Origin of the sequence: Bradyrhizobium erythrophlei (assembly GCF_900142985.1) — a bacterium.
In the GTDB taxonomy this organism is placed as follows: Bacteria; Pseudomonadota; Alphaproteobacteria; order Rhizobiales; family Xanthobacteraceae; genus Bradyrhizobium; species Bradyrhizobium erythrophlei_B.
In genome coordinates this window covers 1957255-1981020 of sequence record NZ_LT670849.1, presented here as the reverse complement: position 1 = coordinate 1981020, position 23766 = coordinate 1957255, and the positions used below count along the sequence as shown (strand labels likewise).

21 protein-coding genes are annotated in these 23766 nt (G+C 60.6%); 14 read left to right on the top strand and 7 right to left on the bottom strand.

Features of this window, described 5'->3' with window-relative positions; genetic code table 11:
• The first annotated feature begins 27 nt into the window (after positions 1–27).
• From BUA38_RS09290 to BUA38_RS09270, 5 genes are all read left to right on the top strand, one after another.
• Positions 28–831, top strand: coding sequence for an SDR family NAD(P)-dependent oxidoreductase (locus BUA38_RS09290; protein ID WP_072817661.1), 804 nt, complete (start codon positions 28–30; stop codon positions 829–831).
• 6 nt (positions 832–837) lie between these two features.
• A complete protein-coding gene (locus BUA38_RS09285) occupies positions 838–1599 on the top strand; it encodes a hypothetical protein (RefSeq protein ID WP_072817660.1) in 762 nt (253 codons plus the stop codon).
• 118 nt (positions 1600–1717) lie between these two features.
• Entirely contained in the window at positions 1718–2059 is a 342-nt protein-coding gene (locus BUA38_RS09280) for a hypothetical protein (RefSeq protein WP_197685922.1), read from the top strand.
• A gap of 103 nt (positions 2060–2162) precedes the next feature.
• Positions 2163–4073, top strand: a complete 1911-nt coding sequence (locus tag BUA38_RS09275; RefSeq protein WP_072825975.1) for a propionyl-CoA synthetase — start codon at positions 2163–2165, stop codon at positions 4071–4073.
• A gap of 209 nt (positions 4074–4282) precedes the next feature.
• Positions 4283–4567 (top strand): hypothetical protein, encoded by a 285-nt coding sequence (locus BUA38_RS09270; RefSeq protein ID WP_172806005.1) that lies wholly within the window; start codon positions 4283–4285, stop codon positions 4565–4567.
• 180 nt (positions 4568–4747) lie between these two features.
• On the opposite strand, the gene BUA38_RS09265 is transcribed toward BUA38_RS09270, so the two are convergent.
• Complete coding sequence (locus tag BUA38_RS09265; protein ID WP_072817659.1) at positions 4748–5251, bottom strand: winged helix-turn-helix transcriptional regulator; 504 nt, start codon at positions 5249–5251, stop codon at positions 4748–4750.
• A 225-nt stretch (positions 5252–5476) separates the two neighbouring features.
• Here BUA38_RS09265 and BUA38_RS09260 point away from each other — a divergent pair, with 225 nt between their 5' ends.
• From BUA38_RS09260 to BUA38_RS09235, 6 genes are all read left to right on the top strand, one after another.
• Positions 5477–6571 carry an NmrA family NAD(P)-binding protein gene (locus tag BUA38_RS09260; protein ID WP_072817658.1) on the top strand — a complete coding sequence of 365 codons (1095 nt, stop codon included), beginning with the start codon at positions 5477–5479 and terminating at the stop codon, positions 6569–6571.
• A 13-nt stretch (positions 6572–6584) separates the two neighbouring features.
• Positions 6585–7238 (top strand): permease, encoded by a 654-nt coding sequence (locus BUA38_RS09255; RefSeq protein ID WP_244553222.1) that lies wholly within the window; start codon positions 6585–6587, stop codon positions 7236–7238.
• Between the two features lie 39 nt (positions 7239–7277).
• A complete protein-coding gene (locus tag BUA38_RS36615) occupies positions 7278–7448 on the top strand; it encodes a hypothetical protein (RefSeq protein ID WP_156898460.1) in 171 nt (56 codons plus the stop codon).
• A 74-nt stretch (positions 7449–7522) separates the two neighbouring features.
• On the top strand, positions 7523–8692 hold the full coding sequence (locus BUA38_RS09245; protein WP_072817655.1) for an alpha/beta fold hydrolase: 1170 nt from the start codon (positions 7523–7525) through the stop codon (positions 8690–8692).
• A 41-nt stretch (positions 8693–8733) separates the two neighbouring features.
• Entirely contained in the window at positions 8734–9912 is a 1179-nt protein-coding gene (locus BUA38_RS09240) for an efflux RND transporter periplasmic adaptor subunit (protein ID WP_072817654.1), read from the top strand.
• On the top strand, positions 9909–13022 hold the full coding sequence (locus BUA38_RS09235; protein ID WP_072817653.1) for a multidrug efflux RND transporter permease subunit: 3114 nt from the start codon (positions 9909–9911) through the stop codon (positions 13020–13022). Before BUA38_RS09240 ends, BUA38_RS09235 begins: the two co-directional genes overlap by 4 nt.
• A gap of 868 nt (positions 13023–13890) precedes the next feature.
• Here the strand turns inward: BUA38_RS09235 and BUA38_RS09230 are convergent.
• The gene (locus tag BUA38_RS09230; RefSeq protein WP_072817652.1) at positions 13891–14583 is read right to left on the bottom strand and encodes a DUF1013 domain-containing protein; all 693 of its coding nucleotides are present in this window, start codon (positions 14581–14583) and stop codon (positions 13891–13893) included.
• Between the two features lie 233 nt (positions 14584–14816).
• Between BUA38_RS09230 and ispH the strand changes: the two genes are divergently transcribed.
• Genes ispH through rnhA form a run of 3 tightly spaced genes read left to right on the top strand, consistent with a single transcriptional unit; the run spans position 14817 to position 17236 of the window.
• A complete protein-coding gene (gene ispH / locus BUA38_RS09225) occupies positions 14817–15782 on the top strand; it encodes a 4-hydroxy-3-methylbut-2-enyl diphosphate reductase (RefSeq protein WP_072817651.1) in 966 nt (321 codons plus the stop codon).
• A 23-nt stretch (positions 15783–15805) separates the two neighbouring features.
• Positions 15806–16774 carry a homoserine kinase gene (locus tag BUA38_RS09220; protein ID WP_072817650.1) on the top strand — a complete coding sequence of 323 codons (969 nt, stop codon included), beginning with the start codon at positions 15806–15808 and terminating at the stop codon, positions 16772–16774.
• 9 nt (positions 16775–16783) lie between these two features.
• On the top strand, positions 16784–17236 hold the full coding sequence (gene rnhA, locus BUA38_RS09215; RefSeq protein WP_072817649.1) for a ribonuclease HI: 453 nt from the start codon (positions 16784–16786) through the stop codon (positions 17234–17236).
• A gap of 120 nt (positions 17237–17356) precedes the next feature.
• Here the strand turns inward: rnhA and BUA38_RS09210 are convergent, their stop codons facing one another.
• From BUA38_RS09210 to BUA38_RS09190, 5 genes are all read right to left on the bottom strand, one after another.
• Complete coding sequence (locus tag BUA38_RS09210) at positions 17357–17842, bottom strand: peroxiredoxin (protein WP_072817648.1); 486 nt, start codon at positions 17840–17842, stop codon at positions 17357–17359.
• Positions 17843–17908: 66 nt separating this feature from the next.
• Entirely contained in the window at positions 17909–18457 is a 549-nt protein-coding gene (locus BUA38_RS09205; protein WP_072817647.1) for a DUF924 family protein, read from the bottom strand.
• Positions 18458–18478: 21 nt separating this feature from the next.
• Positions 18479–20164 carry a long-chain fatty acid--CoA ligase gene (locus BUA38_RS09200; RefSeq protein ID WP_072817646.1) on the bottom strand — a complete coding sequence of 562 codons (1686 nt, stop codon included), beginning with the start codon at positions 20162–20164 and terminating at the stop codon, positions 18479–18481.
• A gap of 204 nt (positions 20165–20368) precedes the next feature.
• Positions 20369–21766 carry a D-alanyl-D-alanine carboxypeptidase family protein gene (locus BUA38_RS09195; protein WP_425304954.1) on the bottom strand — a complete coding sequence of 466 codons (1398 nt, stop codon included), beginning with the start codon at positions 21764–21766 and terminating at the stop codon, positions 20369–20371.
• Between the two features lie 192 nt (positions 21767–21958).
• Positions 21959–23737 (bottom strand): glucan ABC transporter ATP-binding protein/ permease, encoded by a 1779-nt coding sequence (locus BUA38_RS09190; RefSeq protein WP_072817644.1) that lies wholly within the window; start codon positions 23735–23737, stop codon positions 21959–21961.
• Between the last annotated feature and the right edge of the window lie 29 nt (positions 23738–23766).

The window sequence follows — 23766 nt, the reverse complement described above, 5'->3', positions numbered from 1 at the left end:
TCCGCCAAACGTTGAGGGGGGTGTCGCGTGGGGCGTCTGGACGGCAAGACAGCGATCGTGGTCGGTGCGGGGTCGATCGGGCCCGGCTGGGGCAACGGCAAGGCGACCGCCGTGACCTTTGCCCGCGAAGGCGCGCGGGTGTTTTGCGTCGATCGCAATGCCAAAGCCGCCGCCGAGACCGTCGAGATCATCACCAAGGAAGGCGGCGAGGCCACAGCGTTCGCAGCCGACGCCTCGCGTGGTGATGATATCGCCGCGATGGTGGCCGCCTGCCTGAAGGCCTATGGCCGTATCGATGTGCTGGACAACAATGTCGGAATCGCCGAAACCGGCAGCGTGGTGGACGTGGCCGAGGCCGACTGGGACCGCGTCTTCGCCGTCAACCTCAAGAGCGCGTATCTCGCCATGAAGCACGTCATTCCGGTCATGGTGTCGCAGGGCGGCGGCTCGGTCATCAATATTTCTTCAATTGCCTCGATACGTCATCTCGGAATCTCCTACGTCACCTATGCAACGACGAAAGCCGCGATGAACCAGATGACGCGCACCACGGCCGTCGAATTCGCTCGCCAGCGGGTTCGCGTCAACGCGATCCTGCCTGGCTTGATGAAGACGCCGATGGTGGCCCATTCCGCGGGCCTTGCCGCGAGCTACGCCCAGGGCGATGTGGAGGCGATGTGGCGCGCCCGCGACGCGCAGGTGCCGATGGGGCATATGGGCGACGCCTGGGATGTCGCCAATGCCGCGCTATTTCTCGCTTCCGACGAATCGCGGTATGTCACCGGCATCGAGCTCGTGGTCGACGGCGGAATCACGCTCAAGGTGATTTAAAGTCCGATGCGGCGGTCCCTCACACTTCTGGCATGCCTTGCCATGGCCGGCACGATCACGGCAGGCAGAGCGTTCGCCGCGCCGGTTGAGCCGACCGGCGAGCAGATCGATTCCGCGCCCTGCACGGCCGCGCTGAACGCCGCTGACGACGACAAGGTCATTGCCTCCTGCGGCGCGCTGATCGGCAACGACAAGGCGCCGAAGGCCGACCGCGTCAAGGCCGCGATCGCACGCGCCGCCGCCTACGACCGCAGGGGCGAGATCGACCGCGCGATCGGCGATAACGACATCGCGCTGCGGCTCGATGCCACCCAGGCCGAAGTGTTCAATACGCGCGGCGAACTGTTTCGCCGCAAGGGCGATCGGGTGCACGCGCTCTCGGATTTCGGCACCGCGGTCAAGCTCGACCCGAACCATGCGGTAGCCCGCGCCAATTATAAAGCGCTGTCGCTCGAGATCGAGCGTATCGGTGCGATGATGGCGGTCAACAACAGACCGAGCTTCAACTGTGCCACGGCAAGACGGCCGGTCGAAAAGGCGATCTGCGGCAATCCCGAACTTGCCAATCTCGACCGCGAGATCAACGCCGTGAATACCAAGGTCGTCCGCGAGGCCACCCAGGGCAATCCGCGTGCCGGGCGCGCGATGCAGCGCGAGCAGGACGAGTTTCTTGCCCGACGCAATGCCGAATTCGGCAAGCCCGATTTCGACCTGCAAAAGACCATGCGGGACCGGCTCGACCGTCTCTTAGGGCTCGCCCAGCATTGAACCTCGCGGTGTTGTTGCCGCGACGACAATCCAGCTTTCACTCGAACGTGAATTTGCCGGTCTTAGATGGTTCGTTTTCGCCGGGATATGCTGAGCGCTCATATCACCGGATGTTCGAATGACTGTGCCGTTTATCGTTTGTGCGTTGATTACCGCAATCAGTGCGATCATCAGTTTCGGATTTTCGGTGGCGGCGATTCTCGGCTCGACCGGCGAGACCAAAACCCTGGCGCTGTACGCCAGCGCGCGAAGCGTGGCCTTGATGATCGTGAGTCTCGTGCCGTTTCTGACCGGGTCCCATCAATGGCTGCTGGCGATTGCATGGAGCATGATCATCGTTCAGGCCTGTGATGCCGTCGTCGGCTGGACGATCAAGGACCGCATGAAAACGTTTGGGCCGGCTGGCACGGCCGTAGCCAACTTCGCCGCGCTGATCTGGCTGGTCGGCGCACTTCCCTAAAGCAACGACTAGACGATGTGCTGACGTCAGGCCGTCGCAATTTCGGCTTGAATAGCTGCCGCTTCGGGTGACAATGGCGCCGAAAGCCTTCGGGAGAGGCGCCATGAACATTCAGCACAAGAGTACCTATCACGAGGTCCATGCGCGCTCGCTCCGCGACCCCGAGGGCTTTTGGGGCGAGGCGGCGCGCGAGATCGACTGGATCAAGCCGGCGGAGAAGATTTTCGATTCTGCCCAGGGTCTCTATGGCCGCTGGTTTGCCGGCGCCGTCGTCAACACCTGCTACAATGCGCTCGACCGTCATGTCGCGGGCGGCCGCGCCGATCAGCTCGCGCTGATCCATGATTCGCCGCTCACCGGCCGTGTCACCAGATTTACCTACGCCGAACTTCTGGCCGAGGTGAAGACGCTCGCCGGCGTCATGACGGATTTCGGCGTCACCAAGGGCGATCGCGTCATCATCTACATGCCGATGGTGCCGGAAGCTGTGGTGGCAATGCTGGCCTGCGCGCGGATCGGCGCGGTCCATTCGGTGGTGTTCGGCGGATTTGCGGCCAAGGAATTGGCGACCCGCATCGAGGACGCCGCGCCAAAGCTGATCTTTTCCGCAAGCTGCGGCATCGAGCCCGGCCGCATCGTCGCTTACAAGCCGTTGCTCGACGAGGCGATCAAGCTCGCGAGCGTGAAACCGGAAGCCTGCGTCATCCTGCAACGGCCGCAGCAGACCTGTGACCTGACGAGCGGCCGCGACCACGACTGGGCTGACTTGCGTGAAGCGGCGACAAAAGCGAACAAATCCGCCGACTGCGTTCAGGTAGCGGCGACCGATCCGCTCTATATTCTCTACACGTCAGGTACGACCGGCAGGCCCAAGGGCGTGGTGCGCGACAATGGCGGGCATCTGGTCGCGCTGAAATGGTCGATGTTCCACCTCTATGGCATCAAGCCGGGCGAGGTCTGGTGGTGCGGCTCGGACATCGGCTGGGTGGTCGGCCACAGCTACATCGTCTATGGCCCGCTGATCCATGGCGCGACCTCGATCATGTATGAAGGCAAGCCGGTCGGCACGCCCGATGCCGGCGCGTTCTGGCGCGTGATCGCCGAGCACAAGGCGGTGGCGCTGTTCACCGCGCCGACCGCGTTCCGCGCCATCCGCAAAGAGGATCCGGACGGCAAATTCATCCGACAATATGATCTGTCGAAATTCCGCACGCTGTTCCTGGCCGGCGAACGCGCCGACCCGCCGACGGTGGAATGGGCCGAGGCGCAATTGAAAGTGCCCGTGATCGATCACTGGTGGCAGACCGAAACCGGCTGGTGCATCGCCGGCAACCCGGTGGGCTTGGGGATGTTGCCGGTCAAGCATGGTTCACCGACCGTGCCGATGCCGGGTTACCGCGTCGAGGTCGTGGACGAAGCCTCCAAGCCGGTGAGCGCGGGTACCATGGGCTCCATCGTGATCAAGCTGCCGATGCCGCCGGCCTGCCTGCCGACCTTGTGGCGGCAGGATGAGCGCTGCAAGGAAGCCTATTTCAGCGAATTTCCCGGCTACTACAAAACTTCCGACGCCGGTTACATGGACGAAGACGGCTACGTCTATGTGATGGGCCGCACCGACGACATCATCAATGTCGCGGGGCACCGCCTTTCTACCGGCGGCATGGAGGAGATCCTGGCCTCGCATCCTGATGTCGCCGAATGCGCCGTGCTCGGCATCAAGGACGCGATCAAGGGCGAGGTGCCTTGCGGCTTCCTGGTGCTGAAGGCCGGCGTGGCGCGCAAGCCGATTGAGATCGAAAAGGAAATCGTGGCGCTGGTCCGCGAGAAACTCGGCCCGGTGGCGGCGTTCAAGCTGGCGATCACGGTGGGACGTTTGCCGAAGACGCGCTCGGGCAAGATCCTGCGCGGCACCATCAAGAAGATCGCCGACGGCGAGCCATGGTCCATGCCCGCCACCATCGAGGACCCCAAGGTGCTGGACGAGATCTCGGATGCCTTGAAGGGCAGGGTGTAAGGCTCTTGCCGTCAGCACTTTCGTCGTTCCGGGATGCGCCGACAGGCGCGGGCCCGGAATCCATTGTACCGCATGAACGCGTGGAGAAATGGATTCCGGGTTCGCGCTATCGCGCGCCCCGGAATGACGGCCAGAATTGTCCGTGTAGCGGCGGCTTACAAATCCCACAATTCGGGGTACACCTGATCCCCTACATCACGGGATTTGGCATGCGATTTTCGACGTTAACGTTTCCGGTGGCGCTGGTGCTCACGGCGCTCGCGCTTGCGTCCTGCGCCCGCCGTGGCGAACTGCCGGCGACCGCCAGCGCAACCCTGAGCGAGGACGACGACACCTTCTGCCGGAAGGGCGGTCAGGTCGCGTCCGGTTCGCCCGAATACGTCAACTGCCGCAAGGATCGCGATGCGCTGCGCGGCGCCGCCATCGACCGCGCCGACAAGAAGCAGCGCGACCTCGGCGAATACATGCTGAACAATCCGACCAAGCCGTACTGACGGCGCGAACGTCAGAGGCGCAAGAAGCTGGGCGCGAACCCATAAATTCAGTGCCTTGGCTGATGTCCGCTGTTGCTCGCACAACGGACTCATCTCGAAGTTCAGATCATGTCCGAAAAGTGCCATAAGCAGACCGCGTCTGCTGCCGCGGCCGCTTGGGGAGTGTCTCTCGTCGTCGAGCTATTTTTTATGGAGGCGCTCGGCGTGGGAGAGTCGCCAGCGAACCAGTTCGTCCGATCCCGGACCTTCCTTGATTGCGAGGTCTTTGGCGTCTAGCTGCTCGCCGGTCTTTTTATCGAAAAACCCCCACCCTATGTCGGCGCCGGTTTTGCGATTCACAAATTTCAGGGGCGGGGCCGAAGCGCCTGAGACATCACAACGGTCCCCGATCTGTGCGAGCACCGGCATCACAGCGGCGATTTGCATACCCTTCTTCGTCAGGAAGTATTCAAATCGTTCGGGATTCGTCTGATAGCGCCGCCGCTCGATCAGTTCGTTTTCTTCTAGATGCTTCAGCCGGTCGCTTAGTGTCGCATGCGTCACGCCCGTGGAATGACGAAAATCCTCGTATCGCCTCAGGCCGAGGACGAGGTCACGAAGGATCAGCAGACCCCAACGATCGCCAATCGCCGCCATGACACCGGCGATTGAGCAGATCATTCCATCGAAGCCCTTGGAGCGCATTCACTAATCCCTTTCCGTACCCGGACGTGATTGTCGCACAAATCCGGGGATAGAAGCCAACCGCGATAACAGCTTCGCGAGCGGGCAAACAAAGCCCTTGCCTTTCGATCTATCACTCTTATTATAAGAGTTACTTGTTATACGGCAATAGTCGACATGCGCGACGGCAGAAGCGGCTCAGAAGGGCGTGCCTGACGATCCGTCAATTGAATCGAGGAGACAGTGATGTCCGTCCATGCCCCGTCCCGGATCTTTGTCGTTGGTGGAACAGGCGCCCAGGGGCTGCCCGTTATCGGCGCACTTGTTGCGGACAAAAAATATTCTGTTCGGGCGCTTAGCCGTGACCCGGCTTCCCGGCGCGCAAAGGAACTTGTCGCGCTCGGCAATGTCTCCATTCTGGAAGGAACATTCGCCGACGAGGCCACACTTAGGGAAGGTTTCAGGGGGTGCGATGGCGCGTACATCAATATCGATGGCTTCAATACTGGCGAGAAGACGGAAATCTACTGGGCTATCCGCAGTTACGAAATCGCCATCGAAGAAGGGATTAAGTTCTTCGTTTACGGAAACCTCGACTACGCCCTCAAGAAATCCGGCTATGATTCGAGATTCCGCGCGGGGCACTATGACGGCAAGGGCCGCATAGGCGAATGGATTCTGTCTCAAAACCAGACGAACAAAACCAGGATGGGCGCGGCAGTGTTCACGACCGGCCCGTACATGGAGATGGCAGTCTCGGCCATGACGCCCATGACCCCTTCGGTGGAAGAAGGTGTCGTGACTTGGCGGGTGCCGCTCGGCAATGGTGCAGTACCTCACGTCGCCCTTGAAGATTGCGGCTACTACGCTCGCTGGCTGTTTGACAACCCGGAGCGGGCCAGTGGAATGGATCTTGAGGTAGCCATTGAAGACGTTGACTACCAAAGGCTAGCCGCAGCGTTCGAGAAGGTGACGGGGCGCCCCGCGCGGTACATCGACACGGATCTCGACTCCTACTGGAATGGTCCGCTCAAGATGGCTGCGAGTCTGCCAGCCGGATACAACGCAGATCCCGGCGACAAGAGCACTATGAGCTTCCGGGACAACTTCACCGGCTTCTGGAACATCTGGAAGCACAAGATCATCGAGCGCGACTACGCGTTGCTCGATGAAATTCATCCCAATCGCATCAAAAGCGTCGAGCAATGGCTTCGCCGCGAAGATCAACTCGGACGAGAACTTGGCAAGGGAAGCCTTTGGGAACGAATCCAGCCTCAGAATTTATACAAAGCGCCTCCGCTTCTGAAACTGACGGAAGATAAGAGGCAGGGAAAGCTGTAGAGCGCGAACCGGCTTGTCTGACGACAATGAGATAGGAAACGAAATTATGAATCAGACACGAAATGTCGACAAGGCGCGTGGGACACGTGTGTTGCTAAGTGTGCTCGCCATTTGGGGAGTAGGTGTCTGCGTCGCAGCGGAGACAGGATTCTACAGCGCCATTCCGTCTCTGTTGCTCGCTCCGCTAATCGCGTTGGGTATCGTGATCCCCGTCATTGTCTACGCGATGTCTGAGCGATTCCGTGCCTACATCGCAGCCGTCGGACTGCGATCGATTACAGCGTTTCATATCTGGCGTATCGCTGCTGCGCTGGTGTTCTTCTGGTACGGCACGCACAACCTGCTCCCCGAGGCCTTTGTGCGGAACGCAGGATGGGGCGACTTAATCGCAGGTTTTCTTGCGTTGTTTGTCGTGATGCTGCCTGAAAATCGCACCAGGTACCTCATTTTTCATATCGTTGGGTTCGCGGACTTCGTAGTCGCGGTTGGCACGGGTCTGGCTCTCTTTCTTCTCAACGATCCCCGAATGGCGGCCATCCAGACGCTGCCGATGGCTCTTATTCCGCTCTATGGCGTCGGCATCTCGGGCGCGAGCCATATCATGGCGTTTGATCTCCTGCGTCAGGGTTCGGCAAGCAAGGTGAAGCACGCCGCTGTAGAAGCGTAACGGCGCGCACAAACGCAACGAGCCGTGAAAGGAAGAGACATGACCGTGTTAAATATAAAAGCGCTGAACACACGAGAATTGCCCGGGAAACCGAGCTTCCTCAGTCGGTTGTGGCAGGGCGTCCTGCGCTTTGATGAAGCGCTGAATTTTGACCCGCGGGATGATCTTGCGCGCCGGATAGCGGACCTTGAGCGAAAATCGAAACCGTGAGCATCCCGGCTGAAGCGGCATCACAATTCGCGGTCAGACCAGACAAACAAACGAGCAATATCAGGAAAGCCATTATGAAGCCTCAACGTGCTCCCGTAGCAACCCGACTGCTGCTCGTCCTGGCAATTGCAACGTTATTTTGCGGCTCGGGACTTGCTCAATCCGTTGCGCCGCCCGCTACGGCCAACAATGCAGCACCCTCTCCCTGGGACCAGCAGCCAAATGCGGTGGCAACGCAGGCAGAGGCCTCGTTCGCTAATTACAAGTTTCGGGACGGAGAGACGTTGGATCGCGTGAAGATCCATTATGCTACTCTCGGCAAGCCGCATCGCAATGCTCAGGGTGACGTCGACAATGCCGTCCTTGTGCTGCATTGGACCGGTGCTGATAGCCGGGTCCTTCTGAGCCCAACCTTTACAAAGGCGCTTTTCGAGCCGGGACGCCCCCTCGATGTGAGCCGCTACTACCTGATCTTTCTCGATAGTGTAGGGCACGGGCAATCGAGCAAGCCGAGCGATGGCCTGAAAGCCCAATTTCCCAATTACGACTATGGCGACATCGTCGACCTTCAGCACAAGCTGGTCACCGAAACCCTTGGCATCAAGCATCTCCATGCCATCCTCGGCATCTCGATGGGGGGCATGAATGCCTGGCAGTGGGCCGAGGCCTATCCCGACATGATGGACGGCGTGATGCCTGTGGTTTCTTTGCCGATACCCGTGTCGGGCCGCAACCTGCTATGGCGGCGCATGGTCATCGACACGATCCGTTCCGACCCGGAATGGAAAAACGGCGACTATACGACGACGCCGCACGGGTGGATCATCGGGTACAATATTCTCCGAATGATGATCGACAGCGTTTCTGCTCTTCAGCACGAAGTGGCTGACGGCCCGGCGGCTGATAAATTTCTGGATGTCAATCGTTTCACGGCGGAGCACGTCGATGCGAACGATATTCTTTATTCGCTCAAATCGTCATTCAGCTACGATCCAGAGCCGGAACTTTTCAGGATCAAGACGAAACTCTTCGCACTCAATTTCTCCGACGACGAATTCAATCCTGACCGGCTGCGAGTTCTCCAGACGGTCATGCCTAAGCTGGAGCACGGCCGTTACGTCGTTCAGCAGGAAACCGCAACGTCTCCCGGCCATTTCACGATGACGCGCCCCGATCTTTGGGCGCAGCATGTCGGCGAATTCATGCTGTGGCTTGGCGATACGCCTTCCCGGGCGAGCAACTAGCCCCCTAACTCCGTTTAGCAGCGAGAAATAGGGGCGCTAAGATGGGAACGCGGAAGCTTTGGGGTGCAGGCATCGCGATCATGCTCGCGGCCACCGGATACGCTTGGCATAGCGGTATCATATCTGTCAGCAGCAAAACGGTGGCGGCGGCCAATGCGCAGGCCATACGACCAGTGCCGGTGACGACCGTCATTGTGCAGGAGAATGCGTTTCCCATTTCACACACCGGTATGGGCACCGTGCAAGCCTACAACACCGTCACCGTAAAGGTCCGGGTCGACGGTGAGATTCAGAAAATTGCCTTTCAGGAAGGTCAGGCTGTGGAGATCGGCGACCTTCTGGCTGTGATCGATCCGCGGCCGTACCAGGCGCTGTTGCAGCAGGCGGAGGCCGATAGAGCACGTGATGAAGCCCTGCTTGCAAACGCCAAGCTCGATCTAGAACGATACAGCTCGCTCGTCGTCAAGGAGTTTGCGACACACCAAAGTGTCGATACACAAAAGGCCTTAGTTGCGCAGTACCAGGCTGCGATCGCTCACGATGAGGCGGTGATTGATAACGCCCGTGTGCAACTTGGTTACACAACGATCGTTTCACCCCTTAAGGGGCTCACCGGCGTACGGCTTGTTGACCAAGGCAATATCGTTCACGCGACCGATTCGGTAGGTATCGTTGTCATCGCCCAGATGACACCCATTAGCGTCGTCTTCACACTACCGCAGCAGCACCTGCCTGAAGTTCTCGAAGCGTCGCGGCGCGGACCACTGACGGTTTCGGCTTACGACCAAGATGACCAAACCAAGCTTTCGGAAGGTCAGCTTTCGCTGATTGACAACCAAATTGACCAGGCGACTGGGACGATGCGGCTGAAAGCGACGTTCGAAAATCGGGATGGAGCGCTTTGGCCGGGTCAATTCATAAGCTCACGCCTGGTCGTCGGCTCCCGGCGCGGACCGGTTATTCCAGAATCTGCGGTGCAATCAGGCCCGAATGGAAGTTACGTCTTCGTCGTTCGGCAGGATTCAACTGTCGAGGTGCGGCCCATCCAGATTTCAGCGAGCCGCAATGGACAAGCACTTATTGCCGGCGGCATTAGCTCTGGAGAATCGGTCGTCACGGACGGGCAATACCGGCTTCGCCCTGGAAGCCGAGTGGTCGCAACGACCGGAGGACAGACGACGAGTCGACGAACGGCGTCAACGCCACAGGCACGTGAATGACAAATATCTCCGAGTCGTTCATTAGACGACCTATTGCTACCTCGCTCATCATGACCGGCCTGACGCTGGTCGGACTGGTCGGTTATCTTCTCCTACCCGTTGCACCATTGCCTCAGGTGGACTTTCCAACCATCCAGGTCACAGCGCAGTTGCCGGGAACAAGTCCCGAGACCATGGCTTCGTCGGTGGCCAGCCCGCTGGAGCGGCAACTGGCTCAAATGTCCGGGATCGCTCAACTCACTTCGGTCAGCGGAATCGGCATTTCCGTAATATCGATTCAGTTCGAACTTTCGCGCAACATCGACGCGGCCGGCCAAGACGTTCAAGCGGCGATTAACGCCGCGGCGGGCCAACTTCCCAAAAACCTTCCGAGCCCACCTACTTACCGCAAGACCAATCCGTCCGATCCGCCAATCATTGTGATGGCGCTGACGTCCGACACCCTTCCGCTCACCGTTGTCGACGATTATGCCGACAACATCTTTGCGCAACAATTGTCGCTCGTCGATGGCGTGGCGACCGTTCTGATCGCCGGTGCACAGAAACCGGCTGTGCGTGTCGAAGCTAACCCGATCGAACTCACCGGCAGAGGACTGAGCTTGGAGGACGTGCGCTCTGCGATTAATGCCGCCACTCTCAATGCCCCTAAGGGTACACTTAACGGCGACCGCCAGGGCTATACGCTGGAAAACAACGACCAGCTGTTCAACGCCGCCAGCTACCGACCCGTGATCGTGGCGTGGCGCAACGGCTCCCCGGTGCGGATCGGAGACGTTGCTAGCGTCGTCGACGGCGCTGAAGATATCCGCGGATCCGGCACCTATAATGGCAAGAAGGCGATCATTCTGATCGTACAAAGGCAGCCGGGCGCAAATGTCATCGACACGGTCGACCACATCAAGGCGGCCATTCCGCAGCTTAAGGCGTCAATCCCGGCGGCTATCGATGTTAGTATTGTAACCGATCGCACTCAGACGATCCGCGCCTCGGTCGAAGACGTCCAATTCACGCTGATCCTTACCATCGCTCTTGTGGTGATGGTGATCTTTCTATTCTTGCGAAACCTTTTGGCAACGGTGATTCCGGCTATCACCGTGCCAATTTCGCTGATCGGTACGTTCGCCGTGATGTACGTGCTCGGTTACAGTCTCGATAATCTTTCGCTGATGGCGCTCACAATCGCGACTGGTTTTGTCGTGGATGACGCTATCGTAATGGTCGAGAATGTCGCTAGATATCTGGAGCAAGGAGACTCGCCGCTCGAAGCAGCTTTCAAGGGTTCACGTGAGATCGGCTTTACCATCGTCTCCATCAGCTTATCGCTGATCGCGGTGTTCATTCCCGTTCTGCTTATGGGCGGCATCATCGGCCGCTTGTTTCGCGAATTTGCTGTGACTGTCAGCGTAGCCATCTTGATGTCGACGGTTGTGTCATTGACGCTAACGCCAATGATGTGCGCCCAGCTGCTCCGCCACGAAAACCACGAACAACACGGCCGTCTTTATATTCTCAGTGAGCGTGTGTTCGACGCCATGCTTTCGACATATGAAGCGGGCCTGCGTTGGGTTCTTCGCCACCGCGCCGTTACGCTGGGCTCGACGATCGCGACCATCGTCCTTACCGGCTATCTCTACATTTTGATTCCAAAAGGATTCTTTCCGCAGCAGGACACGGGCTTTATCGTCGCCGTGTCGGAATCCGCGCAGGATATCTCCTATCCCGCCATGGCCGAGCGGCAGTCGGAGCTGGTCCGCATTCTACTTGAAGATCCGGGCGTAGACGGTGTCATTTCGGCTGTCGGTGTCGGCGGCATCAATCAAACGATGAACAATGGCCGCATGTTCATTAATCTCAAACCGCGTGATCTTCGCGACGCCAGCGCCAGCCAGATCATCGACCGCTTGCGGCCGAAGCTGGCACAAATACAGGGAATCGCTCTCTTTATGCAGGCTTCCCAAGACATCAATGTCGGCGGTCGGGCGAGCCGGACGCAGTACCAGTACACCTTGCAGGACAGCGACCTTGATGAGCTCGATCACTGGGCGCCGGTCCTGTTAGGCGCGCTTCAGCAAGTTCCGGTGCTGCGTGACGTGGCGACCGATCAGCAGATCTCCGGTCCAACGCTCCAGCTTGAAATCAACCGGGATACCGCATCGCGCCTGGGCGTTGCGACTCAGACAATCGACGACACGCTTTATGACGCGTTCGGGCAGCGCAAGGTCGCGCAATTCTTTACGCAGCAGAACAGCTATTGGGTGGTGCTTGAAGTGGATCCACGTTTTCAGCTCGATCCTAATGCGCTTGACTTGATTTATGTGCCGTCAACGAGCGGTAAGCAGATTCCTTTGAGTGTACTAGTCAAACCGAAACGAACCGTGCGATCGCTCTCGGTCAACCATCAAGGCCAGTTCCCCGCGATCACCCTCTCCTTCAATCTCGCGGCCGGCGCTGCGCTCGGACAGGCCGTTGAAGCGATTGAAAAAGTGAAACGGGATCTCGACGTTCCCGCGACCTTGCTCGGCACCTTCCAGGGAAATGCGCAGGCCTTCCAAGATTCGCTTCGTACACAACCTTTGCTGATCCTGGCCGCGCTGATTGCCGTATACATTATCCTTGGTGCTCTCTACGAGAGCCTGATCCACCCGATTACGATCCTTTCAACCATCCCGTCGGCCGGCGTCGGCGCGCTCTTGATTTTGATGGCGTTTAACTATGAACTCAGTGTTATCGCGCTCATTGGCATCCTTCTGTTGATCGGCATTGTCAAAAAGAATGCGATCATGATGATCGATTTCGCGATCCAAGCCGAAAAAGTGGAAGCAGCCTCACCAGAAGACGCAATCTATAAGGCAGCGCTGAAGCGCTTCAGGCCCATCATGATGACGACATTTGCCGCGTTACTGGGCGCAGTGCCCCTTGCACTCGGTCACGGCACCGGTTCGGAAATACGGCAGCCACTCGGTTATGCGATCGTCGGCGGCCTGCTCGTGTCGCAATTCTTGACGCTCTATACGACGCCGGTCGTTTATCTTTATCTTCATCGGTTCACAAGAACTCCGCCTGCGACGCAGGCCCAGCGCTTCGTACAGCAGCCGATCGCAGCCGAATGATCGCCGTCCACTCGTCCCAGAAATCGACCGCGCGGCGCGCGCATGGGCACTTCGGCATGGGGGCTCAAAAGTCGCCTATGCTAGGCGATTGAATCAGACCGTGATTGCGTTGCCGCGATGTCCGAGTTGGGGTCATTCGCGTCGGTTCAGCATGTCCGGGATACGTCCGGTTACGAGGTAATCTCGGAAGTACCGGTTGTCCGATTTTGCTGGCTGAAGGCGTCGGTTCGGACGGCAGACTTATTTCGGATTTTCCGAATTTTACTTGACGGCTTGGTAGAAACAGAAATATAGCGGTTCCGTCCCGCCTCCTCTGGAGGGGCGTTTCGCGATCGTCACGGACGTAGGCGGTGGGATGCGGTGGACGTTGATGGCGCATTGACGAACGCGCCAATCGGCGGACGGCGAAGTCGTGTGGTCCTGACGTCCCGACGCTGGCGTCAAGTTCTTAAGAAGCTAACGCTTCTCAGGGGCGACGGTGACAATAAAGCCCGGTCGCCGGGGAGAGCACGAAGGAACCCGTTAAAACCATTGCGCGGGGAATGCCGGGCGAACCGGCGTGACCGTGGTGTACTTACTCGTGTGCTTTTTATTTTTGCACGCGAGGCTGCGGGCGCTTCGGGCGTCCGGCATTCCCTGCGCCCTCTGATCTCTGAGGGCGGGAAAGTTCAGGACTCGCGCGGATGCGCGGCGAGATCGCGGAGCTGTGTCTGAAATGACTATCGATGTCGTCCCTGCGAAAGCAGGGACCCATAACCACTGGCTTCGGTCGTTGCGCGAAAAGCCGTTGAACAGTGCCTCTCAGCACAACCGACACGGCGTATGGGTCCCTGCTTTCGCAGGGACGACGCTGATGTTGGTAGGAACGTTATTCCTGGTCCGGCTTCTTGCCGCCGATGGTTTTCAGCTTGGCGAACACCGCATCGACATTGAGGTCGTCGCTGCCCTTTTCGGTGGTCTCCAGCTCCGGCTCCTTGCGAGTGGTCTCGGAGGCCGGCAGCAGCGTCGGGCCGCCGTGACCGATATCGGTCGGTTTCTCCTTGGCCGCGCGCTGCACCTCGAAATCGAGTTCGATCTGCGAGCACAGGCCGAGCGTCACCGGGTCCATCGGCGTCAAGGTCGAGGCATTCCAGTGGGTGCGGTCGCGGACGCTTGCGATCGTGGTCTTGGTGGTGCCGACCAGGCGCATGATCTGCGCGTCCTTCAATTCGGGATGGTTGCGCACCAGCCAGAGGATCGCGCTCGGCCGCTCGTGCCGGCGCGAGACCGGGGTGTAGCGCGGGCCCTTCTTCTTGGCCTGGGGCGGCAGGGTCACCTTGCTCTCGGCGATCTTCAGCCGGTAGTTCGGGTCCTTTTCGGCTTTTTCGATCTCGTCGCGGGTCAACTGCCCGGTCGAAATCGGGTCCATGCCCTTGATGCCCTGGGCGGCGTCGCCGTCGGCGATGGCGCGCACCTCCAGAGGGTGCATTTTGGTGAAATCCGCCACCTGATCGAAGGTCAGGGCGGTATTATCGACCAGCCACACGGCAGTTGCCTTTGGCATCAGCGGTGCATTGCTCATGACAAATCTCCTTTGCGCTTCGCCCACCTCTCGGAGGCGAAGCCGTGGTCATCAACGATGACGGGAATTGCGCCCCTTATAAGCCGTCCCGGGCTGCTTGCGCAATGGCTGCCCTTGACAGCGCCCGAAAGCCGTCCCAAGTCCTTCTCCGGATATCCCTTTTGAATCGACCGTTCCACGACCCCTCCGGCCATGGTTAAGGCTTAAGGGCCGACCCGGTCCGAGGCCGTCTCATGCCAGTCAAACCACCCCTTAGAATCGTGCTTTGTTCTCCGCGCGGCTTTTGTGCCGGCGTGGTCCGGGCCATCGATACCGTCGAGCGGGCGCTCACGATCTATGGCGCCCCGGTCTACGTGCGCCACGAGATCGTGCATAACCGATATGTGGTGGACAGCCTCAAAACCAAGGGCGCCATTTTCGTCGAGGAACTTTCGGAGATCCCCGACAATACCAACGCACCGGTGGTATTCTCGGCCCACGGGGTTCCCAAGTCGGTTCCGGCCGAGGCGCAGACGCGAAATTTCTTCTCGCTGGACGCCACCTGTCCGCTGGTCACCAAGGTGCACCGGGAAGCCGCGATCCATTTCAAGCGCGGCCGCGAAATCCTGCTGATCGGCCATTCGCATCATCCGGAAGTCGTCGGCACGCTCGGCCAGTTGCCGCAGGGCGCGGTGACGCTGATCGAGACCGCGGAAGATGCGGAGACCTTCACCCCGAAGAATCCCAACAACCTCGCTTTTGTGACGCAGACCACGCTGTCGATCGACGACACCGCGGAAATCGTCGCCGTGCTGAAGGGACGGTTTCCGAACATTTCCGGGCCGCACAAGGAAGACATCTGCTATGCGACCACCAACCGCCAGCTCGCGGTGAAGAAGGTCGCGCCGGTGGTCGATGCGCTGATCGTGGTCGGCGCGCCGAACTCGTCGAATTCGCAGCGCCTTCGCGAGGTCGCCGAGCGCGAGGGGTGCCCGATCGCAATTCTGGCGCAGCGCGCCAGCGATCTCGACTGGTCGCGGTTTCACGGCATCAAGAGCCTCGGCATCACGGCCGGTGCTTCGGCTCCGGAAGTGATCGTCGAGGAGATCATGGGCGCCTTCGCCGAGCGCTACGAATTGCACGTGGAGACGGTGTCGGCCGCGGAAGAAAACGAGTTCTTCCCGTTGCCGCGTTCGCTGCGGCCCGACGCGGCGGAATAAGCTTGGGATCAGGATAGACGCAAATGGCGGTCTACACCGACGTCGCCGCCGATGAGCTTGCGGACTTCCTGAAGGATTACGAAATCGGCGAGCTGCTGTCCTACAAGGGCATCGCCGAGGGCGTCGAGAACTCCAATTTCCTGCTGCACACCACGTCGGGCTCTTTCATCCTGACGCTCTATGAAAAGCGGGTCGCCAAAGGCGACCTGCCGTTCTTTCTCTCCCTGATGACGCATCTCGCCTCGCGTGGGGTCAATTGCCCGCAGCCGGTGAAGGACAAAAGCGGCGAGGCGCTGCGAACGCTCGCCGGTCGGCCGGCGGCGATCATCACCTTTCTGGAAGGCGTCTGGCCGCGCAAGCCGAACGCCGCCCATTGCGCCGGTGCCGGCAAGGTGCTGGCCGAGACGCATCTGGCGGGCGCCGACTTTGCGATGTCGCGGGCGAATGCGCTGTCGGTGTCGGGATGGCGGCCGCTGTTCGATCAGGCGGCGGCGCGCGCCAACGAGGTTCAATCCGGTTTGCACGATTTTCTTGGCGCCGAACTTGATTATCTCGAAAGCGGCGTCTGGCCGCAGCATCTGCCGCAAGGCGTCATTCACGCCGACCTGTTTCCGGACAACGTGTTCTTTCTCGGCGATCGCGTGTCCGGGATCATCGACTTCACCTTCGCCTGCACCGACATGTTCGCCTATGATGTTGGGATCTGCCTCAACGCCTGGTGCTTCGAGGCTGATTACTCGTTCAACGTCACCAAGGCGCGCGCGCTGCTGTCGGCCTATGGCCGCGAGCGGCCAATGTCAAAAGCCGAAGAGGATGCGCTGCCGCTGCTCGCGCGCGGCTCGGCATTACGCTTCCTGTTGACGCGGCTCGTCGATTTTCTCAACGTGCCGAAGGGCGCGCTGGTGCGGCCGAAAGATCCGCTCGAATACGTCCGCAAGCTGCGCTTCCATCAAAGCGTATCGTCGATCCGCGATTACGGCGTTCTCGTTTGAGGGTCTGACTTGAGCGCGCTTCCCCAGGTCATCATCTACACCGACGGCGCATGCTCGGGTAATCCCGGGCCGGGCGGCTGGGGTGCCATTCTCAAATTCGGCGACGTCGAAAAAGAGATGAAGGGCGGCGAGGCCCACACCACCAACAACCGCATGGAGTTGATGGCGGCGATCTCGGCGCTGGAAGCGTTGAAAAAGCCCTGCGCAGTCGATCTCTACACCGACAGCCAGTATGTACGTCAGGGCATCACGGGCTGGATTCACGGCTGGAAGAAAAACGGCTGGCGCACCGCCGACAAGAAGCCGGTGAAGAATGCCGAGCTATGGCAGCGGCTCGACGAAGCCTTGAAGCCGCACAAGGTGAATTGGCACTGGGTCAAGGGCCATGCCGGCCACGACGAAAACGAACGCGCCGACCAGCTCGCGCGCGACGGCGTCGCGATGGCAAGGCTGAAGGGGTAGTACTTCTTTTCGTCATTGCCTGCGACAAACGCGAAGCGTTTGCGCAAGGGAGCGTTAGCGACGAAGCAATCCAGTCTTGTATTTCTGGATTGCTTCGCTTCGCTCGCAATGACGAGAAACTCAGAGCTGTCCGAGCAGCGTGTCGCCGCCGGAGACCTCGACCTTACCCGGAGCGGCTTCGAGGTTGAGCTTCTTGACGACGCCATCCTCGACCACCATCGAGTAGCGCTTGGAACGAATGCCGAGGCCGTTGCCGGAAGCATCCAGCTCCATGCCGATCGCCTTGGCGAATTCGGCATTGCCGTCGGCGAGGAAGACGGCTTCGTCGCGCTGGTCGGTGTCGCGCTTCCAGGCGTTCATCACGAAGGCGTCATTGACGGAGACGATGGCGATGGTGTCGACGCCCTTGTCCTTGATGGCATAGGCGTTCAGGAAAATGCTCGGCAGGTGCATCTTGTGGCAGGTGCCGGTATAGGCGCCGGGCACCGCGAACAGCGCGACCTTCTTGCCCTTGAACACGTCGTCGGTGGTCCGAACCTGAGGGCCTTCCGCCGTCATCACGCGAAACTTGGCCTCGGGCAGCTTGTCGCCAACTTTGATCGTCATTGTCGTTTCTCCTCGGATGAGGCGGACGTTTTAGACCGGGCCTGTGCAAGGCACAATACGCGAGCGCTACCCGCTAGCGTCGAGATAGGCCTGCTCGTCCGGCGTTGTGGTGCGCCCGAGCGCGCCGTTCCGGTGCGGGAAGCGGCCGAAGCGGCGGATGATGTCGGCATGTTCCTCGGCATATCGCAGGTTTTCGGGATCATCGCTGGCTTGAAAGAGGATGACGCAGCGGATCTGGTCGGCCAGTTCTTCCGAATGCATGAACGGCAGATAGAGGAATTGCTGTAGCGGCGGGGCGATGCGCTGGTCGACGCCGCGGACGAGCGCGCGGGTGGCGACCTCGCGCGCCAGTCCATCGCTTGAAAACGCGCTGGCGTCGCCACGGAACATGTTGCGCGGGAATTGATCGAGCACGATGACGAGCGCCAGCGCGCCGTCGTCGCTGTCTTCCCATGACGACCGCCGGCCCGCGACCGCTTCACGCCAGAGACCGAGGAAGCGCTCGCGTATGCTTTTGTCGAAGTCAGCATCGCGCGTGTACCAGCGGTCAGGACCGGCCTCGCGCCAAAAGGCGAGGACATCGCCGATGCGAGAGTCCGTGAGGGGTCCCGTCACGACACCGCCTTGCTGCCTTGCTCAGGCGGCCGCAGCCTTGGTCTCCTCGCGCAGCTCGCGGCGCAGGATTTTGCCGACATTGGTCTTCGGCAAGCCGGTCCTGAACTCGATCTGCTTCGGCACCTTGTAGGCGGTGAGTTGCGTGCCGCAGAACTTGATCACGTCTTCGGCCGTCAGGTTCGGGTCCTTCTTGACGACGAAGGCCTTGACCGCTTCGCCGGACTTGGCGTCCTGCACGCCGATCACGGCGCATTCCAGGACGCCCGGATGGCTTGCGATCACTTCCTCGATCTCGTTCGGATAGACGTTGAAGCCGGAGACGAGGATCATGTCCTTCTTGCGGTCGACGATCTTGGTGTAGCCGTCCGGGCTCATCACGCCGATGTCACCGGTGCGGAAATAGCCGTCGGCCGTCATCACCTTGGCGGTCTCGTCCGGCCTGTTCCAGTAACCGGCCATCACCTGCGGGCCCTTGGCGCAGATTTCGCCGGCCTCGCCGAGCGGCACTTCGTTGCCGTCATCGTCGCGGATCGAGATCCAGGTCGAGGGAACGGGAATGCCGATCGAGCCGGTGAAGCGGTCGATATCGGCGGGATTGCAGGTCAGCGTCGGCGAGGTTTCCGACAGGCCGTAGCCTTCCGACAGCGGGCAGTGCGTCACCGCCAGCCACTTTTCGGCGACCGGCTTTTGCGTCGCCATGCCTCCGCCATTGCAGGCTTTCAGCTTGGAGAAATCGAGCTTGTCGAAACCGGGCGTGTGCAGCAGGCCGTTGTAAAGCGTATTGACCCCTGGAAAGAAATTGACCTGATATTTTGCAAGCTCCTTGATGAAGCCCGCCATGTCGCGCGGATTGGGGATCAACAGGTTGACGCCGCCGGAGCGCACCCCGAGCAGGTAACAGGCGGTCAGCGCGAAGATGTGGTAGAGCGGCAGCGCGCAGACCACAAAGAGCTCATCGACTTGCGGCGGCTTCTTCAACACCGGCTGCAACCAGGCATCGTTTTGCAGCACATTGGCGAGGATGTTGCGGTGGAGCAGCGTCGCTCCCTTGGAGACGCCGGTGGTCCCGCCGGTATATTGCAGGAAGGCGACGTCGTCCGGCATCAGCCGCGGCTTCTGGAACGTCATGGTCCGGCCTGCGGCGATCGCATCGTTGAAGGAGACCGCGCCGGGTATGGAAAAGGCCGGCACCATTTTCTTGACGCGCCGCACCACGAGGTTGACCAAGACGCCCTTGAGGCCGAGCAGGTCGCCCATGCTGCCGACGATGACGTGCTTGACCGCGGTCTTGCCCAGCACCTGCTGCACGGTGGTGGCAAAATTCTCCAGAACGACGATGGCTTCGGCGGCGGAATCCTTGAGCTGGTGCTCGAGCTCGCGCGGTGTATAGAGCGGGTTGACGTTGACGACGGCGTAGCCGGCGCGCAGCACGGCGGCCGTCGCGACCGGGTATTGCAGCACGTTCGGCATCATCAGCGCGACGCGCGCGCCCTTTTGCAGGCCCTTGCTTTGAAGATAGGCGCCGAGCGCCAGCGACATCTCGTCGAGGTCACGGTAGGTGATCGACTTGTCCATGCAGATGAAAGCCTTGCGCTCGCGAAACTTCGCAAAGCTTTCTTCCAGCAGATCAACCAGAGATGAATATTGAGTCACATCGATATCGGCGGGTACGCCGGCCGGATATTGCTTGAGCCAGATGCGCTCCATGTCGCTTCCCCTCTCGGTTTCTTCCCTCGGATTCTGCCCGCTCGTTGCGGCGTGGCATGTTATTTTTGGCAATATTGAGCGTTGCGGCCGCCAATGGCAAGCCGCCGCCGGGCCCCACGGTTAAGGGTCACGAAAAAGTTGCCGCGCCCCGTGCGGGGCGGATCAGCCGGGCTCGCCGCCAGCCTCGACTTAGCTGTTCTTGGCTTAGCTGTTCTTGGCGTCGCTGTTTTTGGGCTTGCCGGGCTTTGCGGCCGCCTTCGGCTTTGCCGCTTTGTCGCCCGCCGCCGGCTTGTCGGCCGTCTTTGCATCGGGCTTGGCGCTCGCGTGCTTGGCCTGCTTGCTGGAGGCGGATTTGGCGGTCGCGTCATCGGCCCCGGCCTCGGGCGGGCGCTTCCCGGCATGGCGCGTTTTCTTGCCGTGACGGCGCGCAGCGGCGGCCGCGTCGTCAGCGGCCACGTCGGCGGCAACGGCTGCGATCAGGGCCGGGCCGCTTCGGGTCGGTCCGGTATAGACCGGGATCGGTTCGGATGCCGCGGGGGCTGCCGCCAGCAACTCTGACGGCTTCAAGGCCGGCGCCTGGCCGGTCGCGAAGAAGGCGAGCGCCGGCGAAGTTCCGGCAGCGCCGCCGTTGGCGGCGGTGGTGTCTTGATCCTCGTCGCTCGCCGGGCGGTGACGTTTGCCGTTGCACATCTCGTCGCGCAGGTCCGGCGGCGAGGCATCGATCGGCGCCAGCGCATCCACCGTGCCGAGCGAGGGCTTTAGCCACGACAGCTGATCGTTGGAGAAGCCGCGGTCGAGCAGTTGAATGGCCTTGACCGCGCGCGCCTGGCCGGACGAGGCGCCGAGCACGACTGCGATCAGCCGCTTGCCGTTGCGGGTTGCCGACGCCACGAGGTTATAACCGGCGGCGCAGATGAAGCCGGTCTTGAAACCGTCGGCGCCGGGATAGCGTCCGATCAGCTTGTTGAAATTCTGGGTGATCCTGCGGCCGTAGCGGATCGAGGGAATGTGGACGAAGTATTCGTATTCCGGCAGGTCCTTGATGATCGCCCGCGCCAGGATCGCAAGGTCGCGCGCCGAGGTGATCTGACCGTCGGCCGGCAGCCCGTTCGGATTGACGTAGCTCGTCTGCGTCATGCCGAGCCGCTGCGCGTTCTGATTCATCAACGCGGAAAAGCCGTCGATCGAGCCGCCGACGCCTTCGGCGAGCACCACGGCCATGTCGTTGGCCGACTTCACCAGCATCATCTTCAGCGCATTGTCGACGGTGACCTGCGTGCCAGGCCGAAAACCCATTTTCGACGGCGACTGCGAGGCCGCGGTCGGCGACACACTGAACAGCGTGTCGAGGGTGATGCGTCCTTCCTTGACCGCCTTCAATGTCACATAGGCCGTCATCAGCTTGGTCACCGACGCCGGATACCACGGATAGGTCGCGTTCTCCGCTTGCAGCACCTTGCCGGTTTCGGCTTCGACCAGCAGCAGCGCTTCGGCATTCGCCGCGCCGATCATGGCAAGCGTGACGGTCGAAACAAGCGCCATCGAACGCAGCGACATCGAACGCGGCGACAGTGTGAAACGTGACGGGCGATGAAAATGCACTATCCGATTCCGGTCCTTTGAGACCCGCCTTTGCAAAAGGAGGTCCTCATCGTCTGACATTCGGTTTTCAAGCGTGTCCGGCGGCGGTCGCCAACCTATACCGGCTCGCTAGGGGGGCTCAATAACTAATTCCGCGCCGATCGGGGCCGAATTTCGACGGTAAATCAGTCATGACGGTGATGTGAGGTTGGTTTAAGGCGTGCGCAGGCTCGCGCGCGCAGTTTCCTGCACCATGAACTGGGCCTTTGCCAGTTCGGCAAAACGGCCGCCTTTCGCGACAAGTTCATCGAAAGTTCCGCTTTCGATCACCCGTCCGCCGTCAAACACCAGAATGAGCGTGGCGTTGCGGATGGTCGAAAGACGATGGGCGATCACGAACGTCGTGCGGCCTTTCATCACCTCGTCGAGTGCGGCATTGAGCTTAGCCTCGGTGACCGCATCAAGCGCGGAGGTCGCTTCATCAAGGATCAGGATCGGCGGGTCTTTCAACAGCGCGCGTGCAATCGACAGCCGCTGCCGCTCGCCGCCGGACAGCATGCGCCCGCGTTCGCCGGCATTGGTGTCGAAGCCGCGTTCGCCGCGTTCGATGAATTCCAGCGCCTGCGCACGGCTGGCGGCGAGCCGCATTTCTTCCTCGGTCGCATCCGGTTTGCCGACCCGCAAATTGTCGGCAATCGTCCGGTTGAACAGCAGCGCTTCCTGGAAAACGACGCCGATGTTCCGCCGCAGCGCCGTCAGCGTCAGGCCGCGCACGTCCATGCCGTCGATCTTGATGAAGCCGGATTGCGGATCGAAGGCGCGATGCAATAGCGCAATCGCGGTGGATTTGCCGGCGCCGGTCGGGCCGACCAGCGCAATGGTCTGGCCGGGCAGCGCCGTGAACGAAAGGTCTTCGACCGCCGGCCGCTTGCCGTCGTAGGAGAACGACACGTCGTGGAATTCGACGAGGCCGGACAGCCGCCCGGTGTCGATGGCGTCCGGCCGGTCGCGCACCGCCGGCACCGCGTCGAGCACGTTGAAGAATTCGGTCAACCGCGGCGCTTCCATGAACACATTGTTGATGAAGCTCACCACCTGCTCGAGCCGCTGGATCAGCATGGTGGCGAACGAGACGAACATCACGATCTCGCCGACGGTGGTAAGCCCCTGTTCGTGCAGGACGATGCCGGTGGTGAAGATCGCCAGTATAGTGATCGTGGTCGATGCCTTGGTGATCACGGTGACGAGCGCCCACCAGGACAGCACCGGCATCTGTGCCGCGAGCAATTGGTCGGCGACCGATCGCACGCCCTGGACTTCCGCATCGACGCGCACGAAGCTTTGCACCAGCGCGACGTTACCGAGCGCGTCGGAAGCACGCGCAGAGAGGTCGCCGTAATAGGTCTCGACGTCGCTCTGCATGCCGTAGGTCTTGCGGACCACGAGCGTCGTCAGCACGGTGAACACCACGCAGAGCACGAATAAAAGGATCGCGAGCCGCCAGTTGATGTAGAGCGCGAGCGGCAGCAACACGACGAGCGACAGGATCGCGGCAAAATGCTCGCGGAAGAATCCGAGCCAGAGTTTCCATAGCGCGTCGGTGCCGTTGAGCATCACCTTCATCAGCCGCCCCGAGTGGGTGCCGGAATGGAAGGTGAGCGGCAATTGCATGATGTGTTCGAAATAGCTGGTCAGCACGGCCTGTCGCTGACGATGCGCCAGCCGGTCGGCCTGCAGCGCCACCCAGGCGCCGCAGGCGATCGTGAACAGGCCAAACGCAGCCCAGGCGAGCAGCATCGGCCAGGCCGAGGACGAGCCGAAGGTGCCGCCGACAGGTTTGCCGGACAGGGTGTCGACGATCTTGCCGAACAGCACCGGTTCGGCGAATTGGGCGGTGGCGAGCAAGAGATTGGCGCCGGCCAGAATCCAGCCCAGCCGCGCTTCCTTGCCGAGCAGATCGAGCACGCGCAGATAGAGGCGAAGCATGGGTATGCGATTCCGGACTTAAGAGGGTTCGGCTG

What these genes read in the sequence shown, in the direction of transcription:
- BUA38_RS09285 (WP_072817660.1), top strand. Translation starts at nt 838, where the DNA reads ATGCGGCGGTCCCTCACACTTCTGGCATGCCTTGCCATGGCCGGCACG.
- BUA38_RS09280 (WP_197685922.1), top strand. Translation starts at nt 1,718, where the DNA reads ATGACTGTGCCGTTTATCGTTTGTGCGTTGATTACCGCAATCAGTGCG.
- BUA38_RS09275 (WP_072825975.1), top strand. Translation starts at nt 2,163, where the DNA reads ATGAACATTCAGCACAAGAGTACCTATCACGAGGTCCATGCGCGCTCG.
- BUA38_RS09270 (WP_172806005.1), top strand. Translation starts at nt 4,283, where the DNA reads ATGCGATTTTCGACGTTAACGTTTCCGGTGGCGCTGGTGCTCACGGCG.
- BUA38_RS09265 (WP_072817659.1), bottom strand. Translation starts at nt 5,251, where the DNA reads ATGCGCTCCAAGGGCTTCGATGGAATGATCTGCTCAATCGCCGGTGTC.
- BUA38_RS09260 (WP_072817658.1), top strand. Translation starts at nt 5,477, where the DNA reads ATGTCCGTCCATGCCCCGTCCCGGATCTTTGTCGTTGGTGGAACAGGC.
- BUA38_RS36615 (WP_156898460.1), top strand. Translation starts at nt 7,278, where the DNA reads ATGACCGTGTTAAATATAAAAGCGCTGAACACACGAGAATTGCCCGGG.
- BUA38_RS09245 (WP_072817655.1), top strand. Translation starts at nt 7,523, where the DNA reads ATGAAGCCTCAACGTGCTCCCGTAGCAACCCGACTGCTGCTCGTCCTG.
- BUA38_RS09240 (WP_072817654.1), top strand. Translation starts at nt 8,734, where the DNA reads ATGGGAACGCGGAAGCTTTGGGGTGCAGGCATCGCGATCATGCTCGCG.
- BUA38_RS09235 (WP_072817653.1), top strand. Translation starts at nt 9,909, where the DNA reads ATGACAAATATCTCCGAGTCGTTCATTAGACGACCTATTGCTACCTCG.
- BUA38_RS09230 (WP_072817652.1), bottom strand. Translation starts at nt 14,583, where the DNA reads ATGAGCAATGCACCGCTGATGCCAAAGGCAACTGCCGTGTGGCTGGTC.
- ispH (WP_072817651.1), top strand. Translation starts at nt 14,817, where the DNA reads ATGCCAGTCAAACCACCCCTTAGAATCGTGCTTTGTTCTCCGCGCGGC.
- BUA38_RS09220 (WP_072817650.1), top strand. Translation starts at nt 15,806, where the DNA reads ATGGCGGTCTACACCGACGTCGCCGCCGATGAGCTTGCGGACTTCCTG.
- BUA38_RS09210 (WP_072817648.1), bottom strand. Translation starts at nt 17,842, where the DNA reads ATGACGATCAAAGTTGGCGACAAGCTGCCCGAGGCCAAGTTTCGCGTG.
- BUA38_RS09200 (WP_072817646.1), bottom strand. Translation starts at nt 20,164, where the DNA reads ATGGAGCGCATCTGGCTCAAGCAATATCCGGCCGGCGTACCCGCCGAT.